The sequence below is a fragment of the Serratia sp. FGI94 genome, assembly GCF_000330865.1.
Lineage (GTDB): Bacteria > Pseudomonadota > Gammaproteobacteria > Enterobacterales > Enterobacteriaceae > Serratia_B > Serratia_B rubidaea.
Map to the genome: position 1 here is coordinate 2,485,844 of NC_020064.1, position 19,926 is coordinate 2,505,769.

18 protein-coding genes are annotated in these 19,926 nt (G+C 62.6%); 11 read left to right on the forward strand and 7 right to left on the reverse strand.

The features are described from left to right. Positions 1–59 precede the first annotated feature (59 nt). The 4 genes from xdhC to guaD are packed head-to-tail and all read right to left on the reverse strand — an operon-like array spanning position 60 to position 5,964. A complete protein-coding gene (xdhC, locus tag D781_RS11270) occupies positions 60–833 on the reverse strand; it encodes a xanthine dehydrogenase accessory protein XdhC (RefSeq protein ID WP_015672454.1) in 774 nt (257 codons plus the stop codon). Further along, positions 817–3,219, reverse strand: a complete 2,403-nt coding sequence (gene xdhB, locus D781_RS11275; RefSeq protein WP_015672455.1) for a xanthine dehydrogenase molybdopterin binding subunit — start codon at positions 3,217–3,219, stop codon at positions 817–819. The genes xdhC and xdhB overlap by 17 nt, the downstream gene beginning before the upstream one ends. Further along, positions 3,212–4,636, reverse strand: a complete 1,425-nt coding sequence (gene xdhA / locus D781_RS11280) for a xanthine dehydrogenase small subunit (protein ID WP_015672456.1) — start codon at positions 4,634–4,636, stop codon at positions 3,212–3,214. The genes xdhB and xdhA overlap by 8 nt, the downstream gene beginning before the upstream one ends. Further along, a complete protein-coding gene (gene guaD / locus D781_RS11285) occupies positions 4,633–5,964 on the reverse strand; it encodes a guanine deaminase (protein WP_015672457.1) in 1,332 nt (443 codons plus the stop codon). Before guaD ends, xdhA begins: the two co-directional genes overlap by 4 nt. Positions 5,965–6,582: 618 nt before the next feature. Here guaD and D781_RS11290 point away from each other — a divergent pair. From D781_RS11290 to ydfG, 3 genes are all read left to right on the forward strand, one after another. Then, positions 6,583–8,016, forward strand: coding sequence for an MFS transporter (locus tag D781_RS11290; protein WP_015672458.1), 1,434 nt, complete (start codon positions 6,583–6,585; stop codon positions 8,014–8,016). A gap of 141 nt (positions 8,017–8,157) precedes the next feature. Continuing rightward, positions 8,158–8,682, forward strand: coding sequence for a GNAT family N-acetyltransferase (locus tag D781_RS11295; protein WP_015672459.1), 525 nt, complete (start codon positions 8,158–8,160; stop codon positions 8,680–8,682). Between the two features lie 99 nt (positions 8,683–8,781). Further along, positions 8,782–9,531 (forward strand): bifunctional NADP-dependent 3-hydroxy acid dehydrogenase/3-hydroxypropionate dehydrogenase YdfG, encoded by a 750-nt coding sequence (gene ydfG / locus D781_RS11300; protein ID WP_015672460.1) that lies wholly within the window; start codon positions 8,782–8,784, stop codon positions 9,529–9,531. 34 nt (positions 9,532–9,565) lie between these two features. Here the strand turns inward: ydfG and D781_RS11305 are convergent, their stop codons facing one another. Continuing rightward, positions 9,566–9,892 carry a YnfA family protein gene (locus D781_RS11305; protein ID WP_015672461.1) on the reverse strand — a complete coding sequence of 109 codons (327 nt, stop codon included), beginning with the start codon at positions 9,890–9,892 and terminating at the stop codon, positions 9,566–9,568. A 150-nt stretch (positions 9,893–10,042) separates the two neighbouring features. Between D781_RS11305 and D781_RS11310 the strand changes: the two genes are divergently transcribed. Together D781_RS11310 and D781_RS11315 are read left to right on the forward strand one after the other, a co-directional pair. Further along, positions 10,043–10,411: a DUF1283 family protein gene (locus tag D781_RS11310; RefSeq protein WP_015672462.1), complete on the forward strand. Its 369-nt coding sequence runs from the start codon at positions 10,043–10,045 to the stop codon at positions 10,409–10,411. A gap of 90 nt (positions 10,412–10,501) precedes the next feature. Continuing rightward, entirely contained in the window at positions 10,502–10,801 is a 300-nt protein-coding gene (locus tag D781_RS11315) for a DUF1161 domain-containing protein (protein ID WP_015672463.1), read from the forward strand. A gap of 36 nt (positions 10,802–10,837) precedes the next feature. Here D781_RS11315 and D781_RS11320 read toward each other — a convergent pair whose 3' ends face one another. Next, positions 10,838–12,325, reverse strand: a complete 1,488-nt coding sequence (locus D781_RS11320) for an MDR family MFS transporter (RefSeq protein ID WP_015672464.1) — start codon at positions 12,323–12,325, stop codon at positions 10,838–10,840. Between the two features lie 513 nt (positions 12,326–12,838). On the opposite strand from D781_RS11320, the gene D781_RS11325 reads away from it, so the two are divergent. The 6 genes from D781_RS11325 to clcB all read left to right on the forward strand — a co-directional run bounded on the left by D781_RS11325 (position 12,839) and on the right by clcB (position 19,237). Further along, entirely contained in the window at positions 12,839–13,555 is a 717-nt protein-coding gene (locus D781_RS11325; protein WP_015672465.1) for an ABC transporter permease, read from the forward strand. A gap of 11 nt (positions 13,556–13,566) precedes the next feature. Continuing rightward, positions 13,567–14,466 carry a glycine betaine ABC transporter substrate-binding protein gene (locus D781_RS11330; RefSeq protein WP_015672466.1) on the forward strand — a complete coding sequence of 300 codons (900 nt, stop codon included), beginning with the start codon at positions 13,567–13,569 and terminating at the stop codon, positions 14,464–14,466. A gap of 9 nt (positions 14,467–14,475) precedes the next feature. Further along, positions 14,476–15,123, forward strand: a complete 648-nt coding sequence (gene osmW / locus D781_RS11335) for an osmoprotectant ABC transporter permease OsmW (RefSeq protein WP_015672467.1) — start codon at positions 14,476–14,478, stop codon at positions 15,121–15,123. After that, positions 15,123–16,262 carry an osmoprotectant ABC transporter ATP-binding protein OsmV gene (gene osmV / locus D781_RS11340; RefSeq protein WP_015672468.1) on the forward strand — a complete coding sequence of 380 codons (1,140 nt, stop codon included), beginning with the start codon at positions 15,123–15,125 and terminating at the stop codon, positions 16,260–16,262. Before osmW ends, osmV begins: the two co-directional genes overlap by 1 nt. A 206-nt stretch (positions 16,263–16,468) precedes the next feature. Further along, the gene (locus tag D781_RS11345; RefSeq protein ID WP_015672469.1) at positions 16,469–17,839 is read left to right on the forward strand and encodes a cytochrome-c peroxidase; all 1,371 of its coding nucleotides are present in this window, start codon (positions 16,469–16,471) and stop codon (positions 17,837–17,839) included. A 117-nt stretch (positions 17,840–17,956) separates the two neighbouring features. Next, complete coding sequence (gene clcB / locus D781_RS11350; RefSeq protein ID WP_015672470.1) at positions 17,957–19,237, forward strand: voltage-gated ClC-type chloride channel ClcB; 1,281 nt, start codon at positions 17,957–17,959, stop codon at positions 19,235–19,237. Here clcB and bioD read toward each other — a convergent pair. After that, positions 19,234–19,905: a dethiobiotin synthase gene (gene bioD, locus D781_RS11355; protein ID WP_015672471.1), complete on the reverse strand. Its 672-nt coding sequence runs from the start codon at positions 19,903–19,905 to the stop codon at positions 19,234–19,236. The two genes, clcB and bioD, sit on opposite strands and share 4 nt — an antisense overlap. Positions 19,906–19,926 lie beyond the last annotated feature (21 nt).

Sequence of the window (19,926 nt, forward strand, 5' to 3'; positions counted from 1 at the left end):
TACGTCCCCAATGCCATCCAAGCTTAGGCGCAGTTGGCAGATTCAGCAAAAACAACTGATTAGCGCTGCGCACTGGCGTAATGGGCGATCACTTCGCCGGCCACCGCCACGGCGATTTCCGCCGGCAGTTTGCCCTTCACCTCCGCCAGCCCCAGCGGGCAGCGCATCTGCGCCAGCGCCGCGGGCGCCACGCCGCGCATGCCGAGCTGATACTCGAAACGCCTGCGCTTGGTCAGGGAACCGATCAGGCCGAAATAGGCCGCATCGTTACGCTTTAGAATACGCTCCGCCAGCGCCAGATCCAGGCCGTGATCGTGGGTCATCACAATATAGAAGCAACCCGGCGGCATGTCATCGACCGCCGCCGGCAGATCCTCACACGCCTGCGGCGTAATATTGGCGGCCACCTGCGGCGGAAACTGCTGCGCACGGCTGTCGAGCCAGCGCACCTGCAGCGGCAGCGTCGCCAGGATCTGCGCCAGCGCGCAGCCGACGTGGCCGGCGCCAAACAACGCCACCAGCGGCCGCGCCGCGTTCTGCGGCTCAAACAGCACGCGGACGTGGCCGCCGCAGCACTGCCCCAGCCGCGCGGCCAGCGGGAAGCTTTCCAACCGCAGCGCCGACTCGCCGCGCTGCAGCATGGCGCGGGCAATTTCCAGCGCCTGAAACTCCAGATGGCCGCCGCCGATGGTGTCCAGCGCCTGTTCGGCGGTCACCAACATTTTCGCACCGCGGTTGCGCGGTACGGAGCCATGTTCATCAATCACGGTGACCAACACGCAGGGTTCACCGCGCCGCCGCAGCGCGGCCAACGCATCAATCCAGTGTTCCATCGTCGCCCTCCCGCCGATCATGAGTGACACTGTCACATGAAAGCATCTGCTGTACGCCCCACAGCACCCGCTCCGGCGTGGCCGGCGCATCGATATCCGGCTGACGCCGGTAATCGCTCAGGCTGGCGACCGCATCCTTGATGGCGCACCAGACCGATATCGCCAGCATAAACGGCGGCTCGCCCACCGCTTTGGAACGAAAGACCGTCTGCTGCGGATTGCGGCGGTTTTCCAGCAGCGACACCCGCAGGTCGGCCGGCACGTCGCCAATCGCCGGGATCTTGTAGCTGGCCGGCCCGTTGGTCAGCAGCCGTCCCTGCTCATCCCACACCAGCTCCTCGCAGGTCAGCCAGCCCATCCCCTGCACGAATCCCCCTTCGATTTGCCCGATATCAATCGCCGGGTTCAGCGAGTCGCCGACGTCATGCAGAATATCGGCGCGCAGCAGCTGATATTCGCCGGTCAACGTATCGATCAACACTTCTGAACAGGCCGCGCCGTAGGCGAAATAATAAAATGGATGCCCGACGCCGGCCTCGCGATGGTAAAAAATCTGCGGCGTGCGGTAATAGCCGGTGCTGGACAGGGAAACCTGCTGCAGATAGGCCAGCTGCACCACCTGTTCAAAACTGAAATAGCGCTCGCCGACCCGCACCTGGCCGTTGCTGAATGCGATCTGCCGCGCCGGCACCCGATAGTGTTGCACCAGCATGTCAATCAGCCGCTGTTTGATGGTCAGCGCGGCGTTCTCCGCCGCTTTGCCGTTCAGATCGGTGCCGGACGACGCCGCCGTCGGCGAGGTGTTCGGCACTTTGCCGGTGTCGGTGGCGGTGATCTGAATCCGCGCGATATCCACCTGGAACACCTCGGCCACGATCTGCGCCACCTTGGTGTTCAGGCCCTGGCCCATTTCCGTGCCACCGTGGTTCAGCTGCATGCTGCCGTCGGTATAGATCAGCAGCAGCGCCCCGGCCTGATTGAGGAAGCTGGCGGTAAATGAAATGCCGAACTTCACCGGCGTCAGCGCCAGTCCCTTCTTCAGCAGCGGGCTGCGCGCATTGAATTCCCGCACCGCCGCGCGGCGCGCCCGGTAGTCGGCGCTGTGCTCCAGCCGCCGGGTGATCTCCGCCAGCAGGTTCTGGCCGACCGGCTGCTGATAGTGGGTCACATTGCGCGTTTTCTGCCGGTAATAGTTGGTTTTGCGCACCGTCAGCGGGTCCAGCGCCAGATGGCGGGCGATGACGTCCATAATGTTCTCAATCGCCATCATGCCCTGCGGGCCGCCAAAGCCGCGGTAGGCGGTATTGGATGCGGTGTGGGTCTGGCAGCGGTGGCCGACGATCACCACGTCCTGCAGGAAATAGGCGTTATCGGCGTGGAACATCGCACGATCGACGATCGAACCGGAGAGATCGAGTGAATAGCCGCAGTTGCCCGCCAGGTCGATTTTAATGCCGCTCAGCAGGCCGCGATCGTCAAACCCGACGTCATAGTGAATATAGAACGGGTGGCGCTTGCCGGTGATCATCATGTCGTCGCGGCGGTTAAGGCGCATCTTCGCCGGCCGGCCGGTCAGGTGCGCCGCCAGCGCGCACAGGCACGCCGGCCCGGCGGCCTGCGTCTCCTTACCGCCGAAGCCGCCGCCCATGCGCCGGGTATCGACCGTCACCTTATGCAGCGGCAGCGCCAGCACCGACGCCACCAGTTTTTGCACTTCGCTCGGGTTCTGGGTGGAAGAGTAGACCTGCATGCCGCCGTCCTCGCCGGGCACCACCGCGGAGATCTGGGTTTCCAGATAAAAATGCTCCTGGCCGCCGATACGCAGCTCGCCCTGCAGCCGGTGCCGGGCGCGCGCCAGCGCCGCCTCCGCGTCGCCGCGGCGGTGGCAGTGGCTCTCCTGCACCAACCAGCCATTGCGGTATGACTGCTCAACGTCCAGCCGCGCCGGCAGATCCTGATAATCGATAACGATCGCCTGCGCCGCGCGCCAGGCGGTCTCTTCATCCTCCGCCGCCACCACCGCTACCACCTGACCGACGTATTCGACCCGATCTCTGGCCAGCAGCGGGTCGCCCTCGGTCAGCGCGGCGATATCCAGCTCTCCCGGCACGTCCTGCCAGGTCATCACCCGCACCACGCCGGGAAACTGCGCGCAGGCGCTGCTGTCCAGCGCCAGAATCTTCGCATGCGCGCGGTCGCTCAGCCGCGCGGCCAGATGCAGCTGGCGTGGGTACTCCAGCCGGTCATCAATGTACTGCGCCTCGCCGCTGACGTGCTTGTCGGCGCTTTCATGCTGCTGACTGCGGCCAACGACGCCGCGCGCCGCGCCGCCGAACAGCGCGGCCAGCTCGGCCTGGCTGCGTTCTGTCTGTGATCGGTTACTCATGGCTGGTTACCTCAATGGCGGTGGCCGGCGCGCTCAGCGCGATGAAATAGCGGCGCAGCAGGTTTTGCGCCACCAACATGCGGTAGGCGCCGCTGGCGCGGAAGTCGCTCAGCGGGGTGAAATCCTGCGTCAGCGCCTGCGCCGCCCGCTCCACGCTGTCGTGCTCCCAGCGTGCGCCAAGCAGCGCCCGCTCGCAGGCTGCGGCCCGTTTCGGCGTGGCGGCCATGCCGCCGAAGGCGATGCGCGCCGTCCGCACCCTGCCGTCTTCAATCTGCAGGTTAAAAGCGCCGCACACCGCGGAGATATCATCTTCCAGCCGCTTCGAGACCTTCCAGACGCGCAGATCCGCCGGGAACGACGCCGGCAGCTGGATGCTTTCGATAAACTCCCCCGGCTGCAGCGCCGTCTGCCGGTAGCCGAGGAAGAAATCGTCCAGCGGCAGATCGCGACGCTGCGCGCCGCGGCGCAGCGTCAGCACCGCATCCAGCGCCAGCAGCAGCGGCGCGCCGTCGCCGATCGGCGAGGCGTTGGCGATATTGCCGCCCAGCGTGCCCTGATTGCGGATTTGCTGCGAGGCGAAACGCTGCAGCAGCGCTCCCAGCGCCGGCTGTTCCTCCGCCAGCGCCCGGTAAAGTTCGCTCAGCGTAACGCCGGCGCCGATGCGCAGCCGCTCGCCCCGTTCGATCTGCCGCAGTTCGGCAAGCTGGCCGATGGCGATGATCAGCGGCAGATCCTGATGGCGCTGCGTGACCTCCAACGCCAGATCGGTGCCGCCGGCCAGCAGTTTCGCCTGCGGATACCGCAGATAGCACTGCGCCAGCTGGTCCAGCGTCTGCGGCATCAGGCAGCGTTTGCCGTCGCAGACCGTCTCCGCGGCGGCGGGGATCTGCCGCAGACGCGCCAGCGTTGCTGCCTGACGGGCGTCGAACTGGTCCGGCGCGCTGGTCGTACAGGCCTGCTGCGCCGCCGCCATAATCGGCCGGTAGCCGGTGCAGCGACACAGGTTGCCCGCCAGCGCCTGCAGGGCCTGCTCGCGCCGGTAGCCGTCGCTGTTCTTTTGCAGGCAGAACAGCGACATCACAAACCCCGGCGTACAAAAGCCGCACTGCGAGCCGTGGCAGTCCACCATCGCCTGCTGCACCGCGTGCAGCTGTCCCTTCTCGCGCAGATCCTCAACGGTCAGCAGCTGTTTGCCGTGCAGCGCGCTGACAAAGGTCAGACAGGCGTTGACGCTGCGGTAGCGCAGCCGCTCACCGTCGGCCTCCGCCAGCACCACGGTGCACGCCCCGCAGTCGCCGGAGGCGCAGCCCTCTTTGGTGCCGCAGCGCCGCAGATGGCGGCGCAGATACTGTAGCACCGTGGTATTCGGATCGAGCCGTTCGCTTTTCAGCGTGTCGTTCAGCAGAAACTGGATCATGCCGCCTCCTGCCGCTGCGGCGCCTGAAACACCACCTTGCCGTCCACATAGGTGCGATACAGGTTGCGGTCATCGCCGAGCGTCATCAGCATAAACAGCACTTCATCCAGCGTGCGGCTGTTGGCGTAACGCAGCTGCTGCAGCGGCGACACCGCCGGATCAAGCACCACGAAATCCGCCTCTTTACCGGCGTCAAAGTTGCCGATATGGTCGTCCAGCGCCAACGCGCGCGCGCCGCCCAGCGTGGCGTGATAGAAGGCTTCGCCGGCCGCCAGTTGGTAATCCTGCAGCTGCGCCACCTTGTAGGCTTCGCCCAGCGTCTGCAGCATATTAAAGGTGGTGCCGGCCCCGACGTCACTGCCAATGCCGAGCCGGACCCGCCGCCGCCAGGCCTGCTGCAGCTTAAACAGCCCGCTGCCGAGGAACAGGTTGGACGTCGGGCAGAAGGCGATCGACGAACGGCTATCGCACAGGCACTGCCACTCTGCGTCTTCCAGGTGCAGGCAGTGGGCGAAGACACTTTTCTCGCCGGTCAGCCCGTAATGGTGGTAAACATCCAGATAGTTGCGATGCTGCGGAAACAGTTCTTTTACCCAGGCCACTTCATCGCGGTTCTCGCTCAGGTGAGTATGCAGCCAGACGTCGGGAAACTCCTGGCGCAGGCGCTGCACCTGCGCCAGCAGCTGCGGGGAACAGGTGGGCGCGAAACGCGGCGTCAGGGCATAGCCCAGCCGCTGCCTGCCGTGCCAGCGGCGGATCAGCGCCCGGGTTTGCCGGTAGCTCTGTTCCGGCGTCTCCAGCAGCCCCTCCGGCGCGTGGCGATCCATCATCACCTTGCCGGCAATCAGCCGCATATTCAGCGCCGCCGCCTGACTGAACAGCGCGTCGACCGACTGCGGATGCACGGTGGCGAACACCAGCGCCGTGGTGGTGCCGTTGCTTAACAGCTGCTGCAGGAAGAATGCGGAGATATTCTCGGCATGCTCGGCGTCGCCAAAACGCCCCTCGACCGGGAAGGTATAGCGCTGCAGCCAGCCCAGCAGCTGGTCGCCGTAGGCGCCGATCATTTCAGTTTGCGGGTAGTGGATGTGGCAGTCGACAAACCCCGGCACCACCAGTTTATCGCGGTAATCCGTCACCGCCGTGCCGGCCGGCAGCAGCGCTGCGCCCTGCTGCCACTCGCCGAACCACGCGATGCGCCCCTGATTCAGCAGCAGCAGGCCGTCCGGCCGATGGCGCAGCTGGGAGCCGAGTTGATCCGGCTGTTCCACGCAGGCGGCGATATCGAAAAAATTGCCACGAATGGCGTGGGTAAATTGCATGCTCATAATGCCGTTCCTATTTTTCTGGCGCGCACGGCGCAACCGGCGGCAAAAGTATTTCACCGGCTAATACATGGCGCATTTATCATCAATTACAGGCGATAAATTAAAGATAGCAATCGCCATGCCAGCATGCCGAAAATAGAATAAAAGCAGATAAAACAAGCAATTAAATTAGATCCAATGCTGAATGAAAAAACGGTCTAAATATCACCCGCCCAGGCAAACGGTTGCGGTTAAATAGCAACCGTTTGCCTTTATTTGTTAAATATTGCGCTGCACCATTGTTGCGCAACCATTATTTTCACCGTGCGACCAGCGGCTCCGGGTATTGTCATTTATCCGACGCGTTAACGTTTCTGCTCAGTCAACCGCGATTCACACCGTGCTGCACCATCAGCAGGCAGAGGCCAAAACGTTGGCGCAGGCAGGCTCCCCATGCGCTTGTTCGTCTGCGATCCTGCGCGCGAATTTACGGTAATTCTCAAAATATGCCTTCACTTTATTAACCACTTTTTAACAATGGCGCATTGCGCTATGCTCACCCTCTTGTCTGTACCAATGTCTACGCCACTGGGTTGTCGTTATGCCGAATCACCGCTGTTCTACACAGGATGCTCTGCCATGAGCGTTTTTTCACGCGTCGGCGCACTGCCGCTGCTGGTGGCGGGCGCATTTTTTATGGAGAACCTCGACGGTACGGTGATTGTCACCGCGCTGCCGCAGATGGCGGCCGCGTTCGGCGTACAACCGGTGGATATGAATATCGGCATTGTCGCCTATATCCTCACCCTGACGGTGTTTATCCCCGCCAGCGGCTGGATCGCCAACCGCTTTGGCGCGCGCCGCGTCTTTTCGGCAGCGATTGTCATCTTTACGCTGGCCTCGGTGTTGTGCGCGCTGAGCGCGGACCTGATTACCTTTACCGCCGCCCGTATCCTGCAGGGCTTCGGCGGGGCGCTGATGGTGCCGGTTGGCCGGCTGGCGGTGCTGCGCAACACCGACAAAAGCGGTTTGATTAAAGCTATCGCCACCATTACCTGGCCCGGACTGGTGGCGCCGATCCTCGGGCCGCCGGTCGGCGGTTTTATTACCACCTACGCCTCGTGGCACTGGATCTTTATCCTCAACCTGCCGCTGGGACTGCTGGCGCTGCCGCTGGCCTGGCGGCTGATCCCGGATGAGGCGCAGCAGACGCGCGCGCCGTTTGACGGCCTGGGATTTGTGCTGACCGGCATTGCCTGCTTTGGCCTGATGTTCGGCCTGGATCTGATCAACCATCCGCAGCTGTCCTGGCTGGTGCCTCTGCTGTGTATCGCCGCCAGCCTGGCGGTCGGCGCGCTGGCGGTGCGCCACGCCAAACGGCACGCCGCCCCGCTGATCAGTCTGTGGGCGATGCGGGTGAAAAGTTACGCCGTCACTATATGGGGCGGCACGCTGTTCCGGCTGGCGATCGGCGCGGTGCCCTTCCTGCTGCCGCTGCTGTTCCAGATCGGCTTCGGCCTGAGCGCCTTTGAGGCCGGCCTGCTGGTGCTGGCGGTGTTTGCCGGCAATCTGGCGATGAAGCCCTTTACCTCCGCCATTTTGTACCGCTTCAATTTCCGCACCACCCTGATGGTCAACGGCCTGCTCAACGCCGCCGCCATCTTCGGCTGCGCGCTGCTGACGCCGGCGACGCCGGTGTGGATGATTATCGCCCTGCTGTTCGTCAGCGGCCTGACGCGTTCCATGCAGTTCACCGCGCTCAATACGCTGGCGTTCTCTGAAGTGCCGCAAAGCAAAATGAACGACGCCAATACGCTGTTCAACGTAGCGCAGCAGATGGGCGGCGGCCTAGGCATTGCGGTGGGAGCGCTGGTTCTGCGGCTGGCGGAGATCTGGTTCCCGCCGGCGGGCGACGCGATTCCGCTGGCCAACTTCCAGCTGGCGTTTGTGGTGATCGGCGGCATTGCGCTGCTGTCGGTGGTTGACAGCTTCGGCCTGACGGCCGAAGCCGGTAATGAAATCCGCCGGCAAACGCCGCCCGTTGCGGCGCCGGAGAGCGCCAAACGCGGTTAACCGCACGCTTTGTGCCCTTTTATCCCGTCGCCGGTCAAAAAGGGTTCGCATCGGCTGATAATCCACGTAGTATCGACAATCCGCCCGGCGTCAGCCCGGCGGATTGTTTGCCATTCAGGCCTGAAAAGCGAGGTAAGAATAATGATTCACAGTGACCTTTCTCAGTGCCGCGTAAACAGCGAACGACTGTTGCTTACCCCTTTTAGCGCAGCCGACGCCGATGAGGTTTACCAGGCAATTACACCGACCCTGACCCGCTTTATGAGTTTTGAGCCGGAACCCTCCGCCGAGGCGTTTGCCGAGGTCTGGCAGGGCTGGCTGCCGCTGATGCGTGAAGGGGAAGAGATCTTTTTTGTCGCCCGCCGGCGCGAAGACAAGCGCTTTGTCGGCATGGGCGGCGTGCACAATCTGCGCTCGCCGACGCCGGAGCTGGGTCTGTGGATCAAAGAAGAGCAGCACCATCAGGGCTACGGCCGCGAACTGCTGCAGGCGATCGCCCGCTGGGCCGGCGAACGCTACCGGCCCCACTACTTTATCTATCCGGTGGCGGAGCAAAACCTCCCCAGCCGGCGACTGGCCGAATCGCTGGGCGGCCAACTCAACGGCCGCCGCGAAAATATCAAGTACGACTGTCTGGTCTACCATATCCCGCCGTCCAGCGAATAATGCGCGGCACGCCATCGCGTCATCTTCCTTTGCCGTGGCGGTGTGGAATATGCTAATCATACGTACAGACATGGGTAAAAACAGTTGAGGAACAGTGGGATGATTATTTTTGTTACCGGCGCCACCGCCGGTTTTGGCGAGGCGATTGCACGTAAATTTGTTCAACAGGGCCATCAGGTGATTGCCAGCGGCCGCCGCATCGACCGGCTGGAAAGCTTGAAGGATGAGCTGGGCGACGCCCTGCATATCGTACAGCTTGACGTGCGCAACCGCGCCGCCATCCACCAGGCCATCGCCGCCCTGCCGCCGCAGTGGCGTCAGGTGGACGTGCTGGTGAATAACGCCGGGCTGGCGCTGGGTCTGGAACCGGCGCACAAGGCCAACGCCGATGACTGGGAAACCATGATCGACACCAACGCCAAAGGGCTGGTCAATATGACCCGTGAACTGCTGCCGGCGATGGTGGAGCGCAACGTCGGCCACGTGATAAATATTGGCTCAACTGCCGCCAACTGGCCGTACGCCGGCGGCAACGTGTACGGCGCCACCAAGGCATTCGTTAAACAGTTCAGCCTCGGCCTGCGCGCCGACCTGCAGGGCACGCGCCTGCGCGTAACCGATATCGAGCCGGGCCTGGTGGGCGGCACCGAGTTTTCCAACGTGCGCTTTAAAGGCGACGATGACAAGGTGGATCGCACCTATCAGGGCGCCAATGCGCTGACGCCGCAGGATATCGCCGAGTCGGTGTATTGGGTGGCGACGCTGCCGTCCCACGTCAATATCAACACGCTGGAAATGATGCCGGTCAGCCAGTCCTTCGCCGGGCTGAGCGTCCACCGCGACGTCTGATCCTCACGCGGCAGGCGCTGCCTGCCGCCGTTCCTCAGGCCGCCCGCCAGCCGGCCACGATAATCAGCATTCCCGCCAGCGCCACTCCGGCTCCCAGCCAGTCGAACGCCGTCAGCCTTACGCCGTCCACCACCCGCAGCCACAGCAGCGCGGTCGCCACGTATACGCCGCCGTAGGCCGCATACACCCGCCCGCTGGCCGCCGGATGCAGCGTCAGCAGCCAGACGAAGGCCATCAGACTCAACGCCGCCGGCAGCAGCAGCCAGGCGCTCGCCCCCTTTTTCAGCCATAAATACGGCAGGAAGCAGCCGACGATCTCCGCCAGCGCGGTGGCGAAAAAGAGCAAGGTGGTTTTTAACATGGCGTGCTGAGCTCTCCGAAAGGTAAACGAAAAGTGCGCCTGGCTGGTGTCTGACAAGCGCGCAGTGTTATTATTAACCAAACGCTCATCGAGCGCGTGTCAGGTGCCGGATCGCCCGGCGTCACAACACTAACTCATAAGGATAACAAGATGAAATCACTTTTCTCCCAACGACTGCTGCGCAGGATGCTGCCGGTCGCGGCATTGGCGCTGGCTGGCGCCTGGCAGCTGCCGGCGCTGGCCGCCAGCTGCACCCAGGGCAGTACCTGCGTCACCGTTGACGGCAACGGCGGCGCCGCCATGTCCAACGAAAACGCACGTCAGAGCAAAGAGCAGTGGAACGACACCCGCAGCCTGCGCCATAAGGTGAATACCCGCGTGGAGAAAGACTTCGACAAGCTGGACCGCGCGGCGGACGATGAAGATCGCTGCAACGACAGCCTGAACGTCAACGCCTATTGGGAGCCGTCAACGCTGAAATGCCTTGACCGCACCACCGGCCGTCGGATTAATCCTTAAACCGCCCGCCACCGCGGGTTAGGCGTTAAGTTTCGCAGCGGCAACTGCTATCCTGATAAAGGAAATTCATTCTCAACCAAGGACAGAATGATGAAAAAAGCGCTGATACTGAGTGCACTGTTATTGGCCTCGGCACCGCTGGTGGCCCTTGCCTCATGCGAAAGCGTGAAGGCGGACATTTCGCAGAAAATTATCGCCAACGGCGTACCGGAATCCGGCTTCAAGCTGGATATCGTCCCTAACGATCAGGCTGACCAGGCCGGTGGTCAGGTAGTCGGCCATTGCGAAAACGACACACAGAAAATTGTCTACACCCGCCTCGCCAACGGCGATGACGGCAGCGAGGCGGCGGCCACCGGCACCAGCCAGGATGCCAACGCACCGCAATAACCGCTTACGGGCGCAGCATGCTGCGCCCGCTTCCCGTTATACCTGCTCCGCCTCTCCCTCTTCGCTCTGCGGCCGCTGATGCGCCGGCACCAGCAGCGCGGCGCCCAATGCGCACAGCGACACCAGCGCCGACACCAAAAATACCCAGTGCAGCGACAGCGCCACCTGATGGCTTAACGCCCCCAGCGCCTCGGCGTCCAGCGCCGCCCGCCGCGCCGGATCCATCAACTGCTGTACCGGATCGGCCACCTGCGGCAGGCGCAGCTGTAGGTTGATATTCAGCGTCGCGCCGAGAATCGCAGTGCCGATCGCCGAGCCCATCATGCGGGTAAACACCGTACAGGCGGTGGCGATGCCGCGAATGCTGTGATGCGCGGCGTTTTGCACCGACACCAGAAAGGTAGTGTTGCACAGCCCCATCCCGGCGCCGACCATAAACGCCGCCACCCGTCCCCACAGCAAGCCGCCGTCCGGCTGCAGTAGCAGCAAAATTGCCCCGCCGGCAACCAGCAGCCCGGCCCCCAGCAGCGCCGTGGTGCGGTAGGAGGTCAGCAGCATCAGCCGGCCGCTGAAGGTACTGGCCAGCGGCCAGCCGATCGACATCAGCGCCAGCGTGGTGCCGGCCTGCAGCGGCGAGCCGCCCATCGCCCCCTGAATAAAGGTGGGCAGGAAGGCGCTGATGCCCATCATCGCCGCGCCGATCGCCAGACCGCCGACGTTGCCGGCGACGATCACCCGGCTGCGCCACAGCGCCAGCGGAAACAGCGGCTCCGGCGCGCGCCGTTCCTGACGCACCAGCAGCCACAGCGACAGCGCCGCCAGCAGCAGCATCGGCGCCACCCAAATCCCCAGTGTATCCGCCTGCAGCAGCGCCAGCAGCAGGCTGGCGACGAACAGCGTCATCCAGGCGGTGCCCGCCCAGTCCAGCGCATGGTTGCGCACCCGCTCGCCGGAGGGCAGATAGCGCGCCAGCAGCGCCATTGCCAACAGGCCGATCGGCAGATTGACCCAAAACACCAGCGCCCACGGCAGATGTTCGACGATAAACGCCCCCAGCAGCGGGCCGATAATGGCGGAAAAGCCCCACACGCTGGACAGGTAGCCCATCACTTTCGGCCGTTCGTCCGGGCCGTAGACATCGCCGATGATGGTGGTGGCAATCGGCATCACCGCCCCGGCGCCCAGCCCCTGCAACAGGCGGAAGCCGATCAGCCAGTACATATTCGGCGAGAAGCCGCACAGGATGGAGCCTAACAGAAACAGCGCGGCGCCAAAGAAAAACACCCGTTTGCGTCCGTAGAGGTCGGCCAGCCGGCCATAAATCGGGATGGTGATCGCCTGGGTGAGCAGATAGACCGCAAACACCCAGCCGAGCAGCGAGAAGCCGCCCAGATCGGCGATAATGGTCGGCATGGCGGTCGCCACAATGGTGGCTTCAATCGCCGACATAAACATCGCCAGCATACAGGCGATCAGAATCAGCGGTCGGTGCGCCACTCTGGTGGCAAAGAGGTCGTTGGTCATTATTCAGTCAGTTAATCCGCAAGTGTGAGGCAATAAGGGTCAAGTATATCAGCGCAAAACGGCAACCTACCGACGGGCTGTCAGCTCTGCGATCTCGGTGGGTTAAAAAGGCATCAATTGGACAGTTTGTGACAGCGTAACATAAATCGGGGTAATTTTTTTCATTAACGCCTGCGGCTAGCTGTCATGCGGGCTAAGGTAAAAAAATTGTTAAATTCAATCGCCTGATTTCGCTGGCAAAACTTGTCAAGCAAAACAACAGGATGTTATACCTTGAATCAGCCGGACGCCGTGCGTTTCGGCAACTTTCGTAATGTTTAAAATCAGTATTAGCAATTGATTTTAAAGCCTTATTGGGACAGCACTCTGCGTAATGCATGGACGAGGCCGCCTTCTGCCCAATAACACCATTTTTAATGCGATACGCCCGTTTGGCCCCCACCGTCGTGTGGGTCGCACTCGCGCGTCACTGCGCCCTATTACCGGCGTTACGCACTACGGAGGACGCACCACATGACTACCTCAGCGCACCAACGGCGCTTTGTTCTTGGCAGCCTGCTGCTGCTGGCCGTGATCGCCCTGCTGATCTACGGCATCGGCTGGCAGACGATAAAAGCGCGTCAGGTCGATCTGATCTATCTCGGCGAGCAGCATATGTTCCTGGTGTTCTGCTCCATGCTGCTGGCGCTGCTGGTCGGCATTCCCAGTGGCATTGTGCTCAGCCGCCCCTTCGCCCGCCGCTGGGCTGAATACGTGATGCAGATTTTCAACGTCGGCAACACCCTGCCGCCGCTGGCGGTGCTGGCGCTGGCGATGGTGATCATCGGCATCGGCGACAAGCCGGCGGTGGTAGCGCTGTTTCTGGCGTCGCTGCTGCCCATCGTGCGCAATACCTATTCCGGGCTGATTTCCGTGCCGGCGCCGCTGCTGGAAGCGGCTAACGGCATCGGCATGACGACCGCCCAGCGCCTGCGCCGGGTTGAGCTGCCCAACGCGCTACCGGTGATCATGGCCGGTATCCGCATTGCGATGGCGATTAACGTCGGCACCGCGCCGCTGGCCTTCCTGATCGGCGCCAGCAGCTACGGCGAACTGATCTTCCCGGGTATCTATCTCAACGATTTCCCGACCCTGATCCTTGGCGCCGCCGCCACCGCGCTGATTGCGCTGCTGCTCGATCTGGCGCTGGCCGGACTGGGCCGCTGGCTCAGTCCGCACACCGCATCCTGAAGGAGAACACCATGACCCCTTGGCTAAAAGCGGCGCTGCTCGGCACGCTGCTGCTGTTGAGCGGCGCCGGTTGGACCGCCCCGCTGGTGCTGGCCAGCAAAAACTTTACCGAACAGCGCATTCTGTCGGAAATCACGGTGCAGTACCTGCGTGCAAAAGGCTTCCAGGTGGAGCCGAAAACCAACCTCGCTACGACCATCACCCGCAACGCGATGATCAATAAGCAGATCGATATGACCTGGGAGTACACCGGCACCTCGCTGATTATCTTTAACCATATCAAGGAGCGCATGACACCGCAGCAGACCTACGACACGGTGAAAAAGCTCGACGCCAAACTCGGCCTGGTCTGGCTGCAGCCGGCGGATATGAACAACACCTACGCCTTCGCCATGCAGCGTAAACGCGCCGAAAAGGAAAATATCCATACCATGTCGCAGCTGGTGGCCAAAATCGAGCAGGTGCGGCGGGATGACCCCGATCATAACTGGCTGCTCGGACTGGACCTGGAGTTTGCCGGGCGTTCCGACGGCCTGAAGCCGCTGCAGGCGCTGTATAACATGCCGCTCGACCGCCCGCAGATCCGTCAGATGGATCCGGGGCTGGTGTATAACGCCATCCGCGACGGCTTTGTCGACGCCGGCCTGATCTACACCACCGACGGCCGGGTGCAGGGCTTCGATCTGCAGGTGCTGGACGACGACAAGGGCTACTTCCCCAGCTACGCGGTCACCCCGGTGGTGCGCGCCGACGTGCTGAAAAACACCCCGGGGCTGGAAAAAGCGCTCAACACCCTGTCGCAGCAGCTGACCAACCCGGTGATCACCAGCCTGAACGCCAAGGTTGATATCGACTATCAGACGCCGCAGCAGGTCGCCCGCGAGTTCCTGCAGCAGCGGGGCCTGATTTAAGGAGAGATGATGCAAACCTTAATCTATGTATGGCAGAACTGGGGCTACATCGCCGGTCTGACGCTGGAACATATGATGCTGGTCGGGCTGGCCGTCGGCCTGGCCATCCTGATCGGCGTCCCGCTCGGCGTGCTGATCGTGCGCTATAAGTGGCTGGCGACGCCGATCCTCAGCCTGGCCACCATCGTGCTGACCATTCCGTCCATTGCGCTGTTCGGCCTGATGATTCCGCTGTTTTCGCTGATCGGTCACGGTATCGGCTATCTGCCGGCAATCACCGCAGTGTTCCTCTATTCGCTGCTGCCGATCGTGCGCAACACCCACACCGCGCTGGACAACCTGCCCGGCGGCCTGCGTGAGGCCGGCCAGGGCATCGGCATGACCTTCTGGCAGCGGCTGCGCTGGGTGGAAATTCCGGTGGCGCTGCCGGTGATTTTCGGCGGTATCCGCACCGCCGTGGTGATGAATATCGGCGTGATGGCCATTGCCGCCGTTATCGGCGCCGGCGGCCTCGGTCTGCTGCTGCTTAACGGCATCAGCGGCAGCGATATCCGCCAACTGATTACCGGCGCCGTCATGATCAGCCTGCTGGCGATCGTGCTTGACTGGCTGCTGCACCGCTTACAAATTGCCCTCACGCCCAAGGGGATCCGCTGATGATTAAATTAGAAAACCTGACCAAACAGTTCGTGCAGAAGAACGGTAAAGCGTTCAACGCCGTCGATAACGTCAATCTGGAAGTGCCGGCCGGCGAAATCTGCGTGCTGCTCGGCCCTTCCGGCTGCGGCAAAACCACCACGCTGAAGATGATCAACCACCTGATTATGCCGACCAGCGGTAAAATCCTGATTAACGGCGAAGACACCGAGGGGCTGGACACCGTTACCCTGCGACGCAATATCGGCTATGTGATCCAGCAAATCGGCCTGTTCCCCAATATGACCATTGAGGAGAACATCACCGTGGTGCCGCGCATGCTGGGCTGGGACAAACAGCGCTGCCGCGCGCGCGCCGAAGAGCTGATGAGCATGGTGGCGCTGGATCCGAAGCGTTTTCTTAGCCGCTACCCGAAAGAGATGTCCGGCGGCCAGCAGCAGCGTATCGGGGTGATCCGCGCGCTGGCGGCCGATCCGCCGGTGCTGCTGATGGATGAACCGTTCGGCGCCGTCGACCCGATTAACCGCGAAACTATCCAGAATGAGTTTCTCGACATGCAGCGCCAGCTGAAAAAAACCGTGATGTTGGTCAGCCACGACATTGATGAGGCGCTGAAACTGGGCGACCGCATCGCCGTGTTCCGCCAGGGTAAAATCGTGCAGAACGCCAGCGCGGACGAGCTGCTGGCGCGCCCGGCCAATGAGTTTGTCGCCTCGTTCGTCGGCCAGGACCGCACGCTGAAGCGTCTGCTGCTGGTGCAGGCCGGCGACGTCACCGACCAGCAGCCCACCGTGACGGTGCGTAAATCCACCTCGCTGGCCGACGCGTTTGCCCTGATGGATGATAACGATGCGCGTTCGGTGACCGTGGTGGACGACGACGGCAAGCCGCTGGGCTACGTCAAACGCCGCGAGGCGCGCGGCGCAGAGGGCGTCTGCGCCGACGCCATTCACCACTTCCGCGTGCACGGCAAAGCCGAAGAGAACCTGCGCGTGGTGCTGTCGAAGCTGTATGAGCACAACACCTCATGGATGCCGATCGTCGATGAAGACGGCCGCTACAGCGGGGAAATTTCGCAAGATTACATCGCTGATTATCTGAGTTCCGGCCGCACCCGTAGAGCCTTGAATACTCAGTAAATTCTGAAATTTGGCGGCTTCGGCCGCCGTATCCCTGAACCATTGCCAAAACCTATCTCAGCGATAGCCGATTACTGTATAATTGCTTGATATCAATCAAGTATCATCCGCGCCCGTCCTCCGACAATCCAGACTGCCGTTTTTTTCGCCTTCCCGTTGGCAGGCGCGGCAATCACTGTAAGCAAACTCAATGGAGCGAGAGCAAGATGAAGAAAATTATTTTGGGGTGTGCGATCCTGGCGATCGCGGGGTATCTTGGCATCGTCGGTTATATCTATCACTACGATCAGCAGCGTCAGCCGGCAACTGCCGATAGTGACATCAACACCATTCTCACCAAACACGGCTGCGATTACTGCCACACCCAATCCGCCGAACTGCCCTTCTACGCCAGCCTGCCGGTGGCCAAGCAGCTGATGCAGTACGATATCAAAACCGGTTCGCGTCATTTCGACCTGAACCCGACCCTGAACGCGCTGCGCCAGGACGGTGCGGTGCCGGAAGTGGACCTGGCGAAAATGGAAGCGGTGCTGCAAAGCGGCGAAATGCCGCCGCTGCGTTATAAAGCGGTGCACTGGTCCGGTGAGCTGGGCGATGCCGACCGGCAGACCCTGCTGAACTGGATCCGCGCCCAGCGTGAACGCTTCTATACGCGTCCGGGCACGCCGGAAGCGCTGCGCGGTCAGGCGCTGCAGCCGCTGCCGGAATCGCTGCCGACCGACGCGCAAAAGGTAGCGCTGGGCTTCCGCCTGTTCCACGACCCGCGTCTGTCCGCCGATAACAGCATCTCCTGCGCCCACTGTCACCAACTGGGCGCCGGCGGCGTTGACGGCCGCGTCACCTCGCTCGGGGTCAACGATCAGCACGGCCCGATCAACGCGCCGACGGTGTTTAACGCCGCGCTGAACTTCTCTCAGTTCTGGGACGGCCGCGCCGCGGATTTACAGCAGCAGGCCGGCGGACCGCCGCTCAACCCGATTGAGATGGCCTCCACCTCCTGGGAGCAGATTATTGGCAAGCTGGACCAGGACGCGCGCCTGAAGGCGGATTTCCAACGCGTTTACGCCGACGGTTTCTCCGGCGATAACATTACCGACGCCATAGCCGAGTTTGAAAAAACGCTGCTGACGCCGGACAGCCCGTTCGACCGCTACCTGAAAGGCGACGACAGCGCGCTGACCGCCCAGCAAAAGCGCGGTTATCAGCTGTTCCGCGACAACAAGTGCGGCACCTGTCATACCGGCGAGAACCTCGGTGGCCAGTCGTATGAAGTGATGGGCCTGAAAGCCGACTACTTCGCCGACCGCGGCAACCTGACCGAGGCCGACAACGGTCGTTACAACGTCACTAAAAATGAAGCCGATCGCCACCGCTTCAAGACGCCGACCCTGCGCAACGTCGCGCTGACCGCCCCGTACTTCCACGACGGCAGCGTCACCAGCCTGCACCAGGCGGTGAAGGATATGCTGAAGTACCAGGTCGGCGTAACGCTGCCTGACAGCGACGTCGACGACCTGGTCGCGCTGCTGGACGGCATGACCGGCAAATATCAGCCGTCGGCCCCGCCGGCGAACTAAGCACGAATGTCGCCTCACCAGCGGATCTGCAAAGATTCGCTGGTTTTCCCGCCGTCAGACAAGCACAATGCCCTCCTGCCTCATTCATTTTATTGACGATTTTATTTTGACGGACGCATGAAAAGACTGGTTCATCTGCGCCACTACCGCGCCCTGCTGCGCCGCCTGTTCATTGCGGTCTTCCTCGGTATTGCCGCCGCCCTGGTGGTCTGGCTGTTTCACCGCGCCATGCTGGGGCTGGAGTGGCTGCTGCTCGACCATGAAGACGGCAGCCTGGTGGCCGCCGCCGCCGCGCTGCCCGCCTGGCGGCGCGTACTGACGCCGGCGCTGGGCGGACTGGCGGCCGGTTTATTGCTGTGGATCTATCAGCGCTATCAGCATCAGCACCCCGCCGCGCCGACCGACTATATGGAAGCGATTGAAACCGGCGACGGCCGGCTGGACGTTAAGGCCAGCCTGGTGAAGTGTCTGGCCTCGCTGCTGGTGGTATCCAGCGGCAGCGCCATCGGCCGCGAGGGGGCGATGATCCTGCTGGCGGCGCTGATCGCGTCGGTGTTCGCCCAGCGCTTTACCCGCGAAAGCGAGTGGAAACTGTGGGTGGCCTGCGGCGCCGCCGCCGGTATGGCCAGCGCCTACCACGCCCCGCTGGCGGGCAGCCTGTTTATTGCGGAAATTCTGTTCGGCACGCTGATGCTGGCGTCGCTGGGGCCGGTGGTGATCGCCGCCGTCAGCGCCCTGCTGGTGACTAACCTGCTGAGCGGCGGCCAGGCGCCGCTGTATATCGTCGAACCGCTGCCGGCCCCTTTGCCGCTGCAATATCTGCTGATGGCGCTGCTTGGCGTGCTGGCCGGCATCTGCGGGCCGCTGTTTCTGTCGGCCATGTCCGCCACCGGCTACGCCTTCCGCTCGTTACGCCTGCCGCCGCCGCTGCAGCTGGCGCTGGGCGGACTGATCGTCGGGCTGCTGTCGCTGCTGTTTCCTGAGGTATGGGGGAATGGCTATAGCGTGGTACAGGCGCTGCTTAGCGCGCCGCCGGGCGTGCTGCTGGTCGGCGCGATTCTGATCTGCAAATTACTGGCGGTGTTGGCCAGCAGCGGCTCCGGCGCACCCGGCGGCGTATTTACGCCGACGCTGTTCGTCGGCGCGGCGCTCGGCTCACTGGTCGGCCAGCTGTGCGCCCTGTGGCCGGAGCTGGGCAGCGCCATCCCACTGCTGATGGCGCTGACCGGCATGGCGACCCTGCTGGCGGCCACCACCCATGCGCCGATTATGGCGGCGCTGATGGTGTTTGAGATGACCGGTGAATACACCCTGCTGCCCGGCATCCTGCTGGCCTGCGTGATCGCCACCACCATCTCCCGCGGGCTGCGCCCGGTCTCGGTCTACCACAACGCTTAGCGCTCAAGCAGCGTGCTGATGTCCAGATAATGGGCCAAATCGCGCTGCTCCGCGCGCGGCAGGTAGGGAATTTCCCCCAGCAGCGGCGCGGCGATCCGCTGCTGTAGAGCATCGATGGTTTCCGCATAGTGCGCCAGCCCCGGGTTGATACGGTTGGCAACCCAACCCAGCAGCGGCAGACCGGCGTGGGCAATCGCCTGCGCGGTCAGCAGCGCATGGCTGACGCAGCCCTCCTTGATGCCCACCACCAACACCACCGGCAGCTGTTCCTGCGCCACCCAGTCGGCATACGGACGCAGATCGCTCATCAACACCTGCCAACCGCCGCTGCCTTCAACCACCACCACCTCGGCCTTTTCCGCAACCTGCGTCAGGCCGCGACTCATCATCGCGTAGTTGACGCCGTCGCTGGCGTGGGCATGAAAGACCTCATCCAGGCAGGTAATCGGGTTGATTTCCTCATAGCTCAGCGGCACGCAGGAAGAAGCCTGCAGCACCAAAGCGTCTTTATTGCGAATGCCCTCGCTGGTTTCCTGACACCCTGCCGCAATAGGCTTATAGCCTACGGCGCTGCGCCCCTGCGCGGCGAAAGCCTGCAGTAAAGCACGGGAAATCACCGTTTTACCCACTGAGGTATCCGTACCTGTAACAAATAAACGCTTTAACATGAATAAAATGCCCCGGAATGC

Excerpts from the sequence above, each read along its gene's own strand:
- D781_RS11290 (WP_015672458.1), top strand. The coding sequence starts at position 6,583 with ATGAGCGTTTTTTCACGCGTCGGCGCACTGCCGCTGCTGGTGGCGGGC.
- ydfG (WP_015672460.1), top strand. The coding sequence starts at position 8,782 with ATGATTATTTTTGTTACCGGCGCCACCGCCGGTTTTGGCGAGGCGATT.
- xdhA (WP_015672456.1), bottom strand. The coding sequence starts at position 4,636 with ATGATCCAGTTTCTGCTGAACGACACGCTGAAAAGCGAACGGCTCGAT.
- clcB (WP_015672470.1), top strand. The coding sequence starts at position 17,957 with ATGAAAAGACTGGTTCATCTGCGCCACTACCGCGCCCTGCTGCGCCGC.
- xdhC (WP_015672454.1), bottom strand. The coding sequence starts at position 833 with ATGGAACACTGGATTGATGCGTTGGCCGCGCTGCGGCGGCGCGGTGAA.
- guaD (WP_015672457.1), bottom strand. The coding sequence starts at position 5,964 with ATGAGCATGCAATTTACCCACGCCATTCGTGGCAATTTTTTCGATATC.
- xdhB (WP_015672455.1), bottom strand. The coding sequence starts at position 3,219 with ATGAGTAACCGATCACAGACAGAACGCAGCCAGGCCGAGCTGGCCGCG.
- D781_RS11295 (WP_015672459.1), top strand. The coding sequence starts at position 8,158 with ATGATTCACAGTGACCTTTCTCAGTGCCGCGTAAACAGCGAACGACTG.
- D781_RS11345 (WP_015672469.1), top strand. The coding sequence starts at position 16,469 with ATGAAGAAAATTATTTTGGGGTGTGCGATCCTGGCGATCGCGGGGTAT.
- D781_RS11315 (WP_015672463.1), top strand. The coding sequence starts at position 10,502 with ATGAAAAAAGCGCTGATACTGAGTGCACTGTTATTGGCCTCGGCACCG.
- bioD (WP_015672471.1), bottom strand. The coding sequence starts at position 19,905 with ATGTTAAAGCGTTTATTTGTTACAGGTACGGATACCTCAGTGGGTAAA.
- D781_RS11325 (WP_015672465.1), top strand. The coding sequence starts at position 12,839 with ATGACTACCTCAGCGCACCAACGGCGCTTTGTTCTTGGCAGCCTGCTG.
- osmV (WP_015672468.1), top strand. The coding sequence starts at position 15,123 with ATGATTAAATTAGAAAACCTGACCAAACAGTTCGTGCAGAAGAACGGT.
- D781_RS11305 (WP_015672461.1), bottom strand. The coding sequence starts at position 9,892 with ATGTTAAAAACCACCTTGCTCTTTTTCGCCACCGCGCTGGCGGAGATC.
- D781_RS11330 (WP_015672466.1), top strand. The coding sequence starts at position 13,567 with ATGACCCCTTGGCTAAAAGCGGCGCTGCTCGGCACGCTGCTGCTGTTG.
- D781_RS11310 (WP_015672462.1), top strand. The coding sequence starts at position 10,043 with ATGAAATCACTTTTCTCCCAACGACTGCTGCGCAGGATGCTGCCGGTC.
- osmW (WP_015672467.1), top strand. The coding sequence starts at position 14,476 with ATGCAAACCTTAATCTATGTATGGCAGAACTGGGGCTACATCGCCGGT.
- D781_RS11320 (WP_015672464.1), bottom strand. The coding sequence starts at position 12,325 with ATGACCAACGACCTCTTTGCCACCAGAGTGGCGCACCGACCGCTGATT.